The sequence below is a fragment of the Ferroglobus sp. genome (assembly GCF_015521575.1).
In the GTDB taxonomy this organism is placed as follows: Archaea; Halobacteriota; Archaeoglobi; order Archaeoglobales; family Archaeoglobaceae; genus Ferroglobus.
Genome location: NZ_WANY01000125.1, coordinates 1 through 4,548 on the forward strand (window position 1 = coordinate 1; position 4,548 = coordinate 4,548).

A 4,548-nucleotide genomic window follows, 5' to 3' on the forward strand; every position below is an offset into this window, starting at 1 on the left:
CGAAGATCGTGTGCATGTCGTGGCTCACGATCAGGAAAGTCTTTTCTCCTCTGAGCTCTTTAATGTGATCCACTATCCTATTAACGATTTTGTAATGCACGCCAGCAAAAGGTTCGTCCATGAGCAAAATGCTCGGATCGAGCATCATGACTCTGGCGATTTCAAGTAACTTCTGCTGCCCTCCACTCAAGTTTCCAGCAAGTTCGTCCTTCAAATGATACAGTTCGAAGAACTTCAAAAGCTCCTCTGCTTTTTTCCTTTTATTTTCGTCTTCCACGACAGGGACAAGCATGTTTTCTAAGACTGTCATTGTGTGGAACAGCTTCGGGATCTGAAAAGTTCTTCCCACTCCTTTCAAAGCTATCTCGTGGGGCTTGGGATCCACGGCTTCCCCCTTAATGTACACTTCTCCCTCATCCGGCTTGATAAGTCCGGAGATGAGGTTTAGTAGCGTGGTCTTCCCGCTTCCGTTTGGTCCGATGATTCCAACTACTTCTCCCTTTTCCACCGAAAAGCTGACGTTGTTCACAGCCACAACACCTTCGAACCTCTTGACGAGATTTGAAACTCTGAGCGCTTCCATGTCACTCCCCTCCCAGAACCTTTTTTATGATGCCATAAACTCCCGAAGGAAAAACTCTGAGTATCACTATCAAAGCAGCTCCGAAAAGTATCAGGCGGTACTCCTCTATAACCCTTAGGTACTCAGAGAGTAGCATTACAATGTAAGCTCCGATTGCCGGCCCTATTATACTTCCTCCACCACCTATCCCCCACATGAGAATCAGTCTAAGCAGGTGATCCACGTAGAAGTTTGTCGAGCCGACGCTTCCCATGTACGTCGTGTAGAGTCCTCCAGCGAAGCCGGCAAAAGTCGAGCCTATAACGTTTGCGAGGACTTTGTATTTCACAACATCCACGCCAAGAACCTTCGCTCCCTCCTCGCTGTCTTTTATAGCTCTCATTCTCAGCCCGATCTCAGACTTAGTTATTGCGAGAAGTATAGCTATCGTGGCTATCAAGGCTGCGAAGCTCACGTAGAATATTACGAGGATGTTGTCCGAAAGTTTTGGAATTCCGTGAATTCCGAGTTCTCCGCCGGTAATGGATGTGAACTGTCTGGCTATGGCGTAGGAGAGAATAAGAATTGCAAACGTAACGAGCGTTAACAGCAAATACTTGAATCTCAGGCAAAGAATTCCGATTCCGAAGCCAAGAAGAGCTCCGACGACTGCTGATACAAGCAGAGATGCCGCCGGAGGGAAGTTGAAATACAAGATCGACCAAGCTGCAAAGTACGCTCCCCATCCCCATATGGCTGTGTGTCCGGCTGTGAGCTGTCCGGTGTAGCCCACTATGAGGTCGAGACTCGCCGCTAATATTGCGAAGATGTGAACGAGTATCAGTACCCTCATGATGTAGCTGTCTCCTGAAATAAGCGGATAAGCGGCGTAGGCTGCCAATAATAAAGCTATCAGCACGAACTTGGCTCTCATACTATTCTCTCCATCTGACCGAATATTCCCCTCGGTCTAACTATGAGAACCAATATGACCACAAGCGTCATGCTTACGAACCTAAACCACCCGCCGAAGATCGTTGCTCCAATAACGTCAGCAAAGCCGAGGATGAATGCTGCTGGAATCACCCCCCAAACGCTTCCAAGCCCGGCTAATATGGAGACCGTTATTGCTACGACGTTCATCTGTGACATGAGGATGGGAGAAAGGAAGAGTGTTGCAGCTATATTTATCCCTCCGAACGCTGTTATCGCTGAAGAAATGAAAACGCTGAGCAAATGCATTCTGCTTGCGTTAATTCCGAGAGCTTCAGCCACGTCCTCGTTGTCTATCGTCGCTCGAATTCCGAGTCCGATCCATGTCTTCGAAATCAAAAGCCAGAAAACGAAGATGACTAAGAAGTTCGATACCGTTACGTAAATCTTTTGCAGACTAACTTCTACTCCGGCTAATTTCACCACTCCGGGGAAAAACGTCGGAAAAGGAAGCCCCCAAGGACCGTAGAGCACCGTTATAAGCCTTTCGAGCATCAAAAGGAGGGCGAGCGTTATGATTATGGAAGTTATGTGCTGCTTTCTTATCGGTAGAAGGGAGAGGTAGTAGAAAGCCGTCATGAAAGATGCAACAAGAAGAACGCTGAAAATTGCAGCAAAAACCAGCGGCAGTTTGAGGTAGGTTAGTGCCGTGTAAGTTAGATATCCTCCGAGCATAAGCAAAGCTCCGTGGGCGAAATTGAAAACGCCGGTGGTTGTGTAGAAAAACGACAGACCAATGGTGGCGACGGCAAATATCGAGCCTATAAAAATTCCATCGAAAAAAATTGAGGGATTCATAGTTGATCCTTACTCTATCTTCACCCACGGAGGCATCTTCCAGTCATCTGGATTTCCAACCCCCTCGGGCCAGACGACAACAACCTTTGGCTCACCATCAACGAGCTGCCACTGTCCGATCGGTCCGCCGAGAGGAGATTCAATCTTGTAGGGCGGCCCGAGCCAAGCCATGTGGTCGTGATTCTTCTTGCTGAATTTTATCTTCCCTCTCAACACCTCAAACTCGTTATTCTCAAGGACTTCAACGAGTTTGTCAGCATCAGTCGTTCCAGCCTTCTCTATAGCTTGGAACAAAACTTGCAGGGACTCATAAACGTCGGCTGCTTGATTTATTCCTTCAACTCCGTACTTGCTGATGTACCTCTCCGCCCAAGGCACCACTTCGTCGGTGACTGGATACTTTATGACAACGCTCGCAAAAGCAGTGGTTTCGTATTCACATCTCCCTTCGGTTTTCTCCCAAGCTTCTGGACTCGCTATCGGATTGTTAACTCCAAGGAGTATTGCGTTTATCTTTAAATCCTTCCAAGTCTTCGTGACGAGGTATCCGTTATCGGAGGAGAACACCGGGAAGATGACGTCAGCCCCCCACTCTTCCATTTCCTTCATTTCTGGAAGCTCCGTAACTCCTAATGGTACAAGCCAGCTTTTAACCTCGAAACCTCTTGCCTTTAACCTTTCAGTCTCTATCTTCGTCAGCCCTCTTGCCCAGAGAACGTCTTCCGTCAGAAAGGCTATTTTTTTAACCCCGTACTTAGGAGCTAAGTAGTCCATTATGAAGTTCGTGAGCTGATTGCCAAGGATGGTTGCGTTGGTTGTTGATCGGAATAGGTACTTGTACCTCTCGTAATCTTTCTCAACAAGCTTCGCATAAGCAGGAGTTTGGGCTGTGCTGACTATCAACGGCACTTTGTTGTCTGCAGCCACCTCAGCCACCACCATCGCAACCTCGCTCCTGAAAATTCCAGCCAAAGCAACAACCTTATCTTGGAGAATTGCCCTTTCAGCCACAAGCTTTCCGGTTTCTGGCTTGTCCTCTGTGTCGTAAACGATTATTTTAACAGGTCTTCCCAACAGACCACCTTTCTTGTTAATGTCTTCTTCAGCCATTTTCGCTGCGTTAGCCATCGCATTTCCCGCTCTTGCGGGAGCGCCTGTTAGAGGTGCGAGAACGCCTATTTTTATCGGCTCCTTTTCCTTTTCCTCCGCGCATCCGAAGGTAAACGCTGCCAACAGCACTGCGACAATCATTAAAATGCTGAGAGTTCTCACAACTTCACCTCCTCAAAGACTGTAATTATCTTTCATTAAGTTCTTAAAAAATTTTTGTCAAGTGTAGAACTTCAAAAATTTTGGTTTTACTCACCTCTAAGGTAGTTTAAAAGTTTCTCTTTTGACATGCTTTCTATTCCGTAATCTTCAAGCTTTCTACCTTCCTTGAAGAAATCTCTCTGGCATATTATGGAGCCAAGGTGGATGAGCGATTCTATCGTCGGCACGTCTACTCCGAATTTTTTGGCGAGCCTCCATGCCGTTACGGCTCCAACTGGAATGTCTTCTGTGAAGTATCGGTCTTCCACGCTCAGCGGACCCTTTATCCCCATTATCGGAGAAGCTTCGTAGAATGGAGCTATGAAGCTCTCCTTCATTATCGTATGCTTGTGGTAGAACTGCTCTTTGGAATATTCGATCAAACTGATTCCTATAGCTTTTGCGATTTCCTTCACCTCCTCGTAGTACTTTTCGATAACCCTTACAACTGCCGGACTCATTCCGTGTTTGTATAGAGACCACTCTCCCTTCTTCACTCCGAGCACTCCTTCTCTCTGGGATACTTCCATCGCTCCAACGTTTAGAACAGACCCCGGAACGTGAACGATGGGATTCGGATTTTCGAGCCCAACTCCCAAAACTGTATCAGCCTGCTCTATTTTTGCGGTTGTAAGTATTGGCAAATCCTTTTGCTTTTTGTAAAACTTTTTCCAGTCGGAAGAGGGCAGAGTGTCTCCTCTGAGCCTGTAAGCTCTTATCATGCAGTCGACCCTTCCCGGCTCTATCAACCTTGTTCCATAAGGAGCGGTTATCCACCCTCCAACGATGATTTTAACATCCTCCCCTTTTTCTTCAAGCATTTTCCTCAGCATAAGCGAACCGTATTTGTCCGGAAAAAGGCTAATTGTCATGTCGTCTTCCAA

General features: G+C 46.9%; 5 protein-coding genes. All 5 read right to left on the minus strand.

Annotated elements, in window-relative coordinates; translation table 11 throughout:
- On the minus strand, window positions 1-583 hold a 583-nt coding region (locus tag F7C14_RS05180; protein WP_290900540.1), incomplete at its 3' end, for an ABC transporter ATP-binding protein.
- Window position 584: 1 nt separating this feature from the next.
- Window positions 585-1,496 carry a branched-chain amino acid ABC transporter permease gene (locus F7C14_RS05185; protein WP_290900542.1) on the minus strand — a complete coding sequence of 304 codons (912 nt, stop codon included), beginning with the start codon at window positions 1,494-1,496 and terminating at the stop codon, window positions 585-587.
- Entirely contained in the window at window positions 1,493-2,353 is an 861-nt protein-coding gene (locus F7C14_RS05190; RefSeq protein ID WP_290900544.1) for a branched-chain amino acid ABC transporter permease, read from the minus strand. Before F7C14_RS05190 ends, F7C14_RS05185 begins: the two co-directional genes overlap by 4 nt.
- A 9-nt stretch (window positions 2,354-2,362) precedes the next feature.
- Entirely contained in the window at window positions 2,363-3,625 is a 1,263-nt protein-coding gene (locus F7C14_RS05195) for an ABC transporter substrate-binding protein (RefSeq protein WP_290900546.1), read from the minus strand.
- An 86-nt stretch (window positions 3,626-3,711) separates the two neighbouring features.
- The coding region (locus F7C14_RS05200; protein WP_290900548.1) for an NAD/NADP octopine/nopaline dehydrogenase family protein at window positions 3,712-4,548 on the minus strand (837 nt) is incomplete at its 5' end.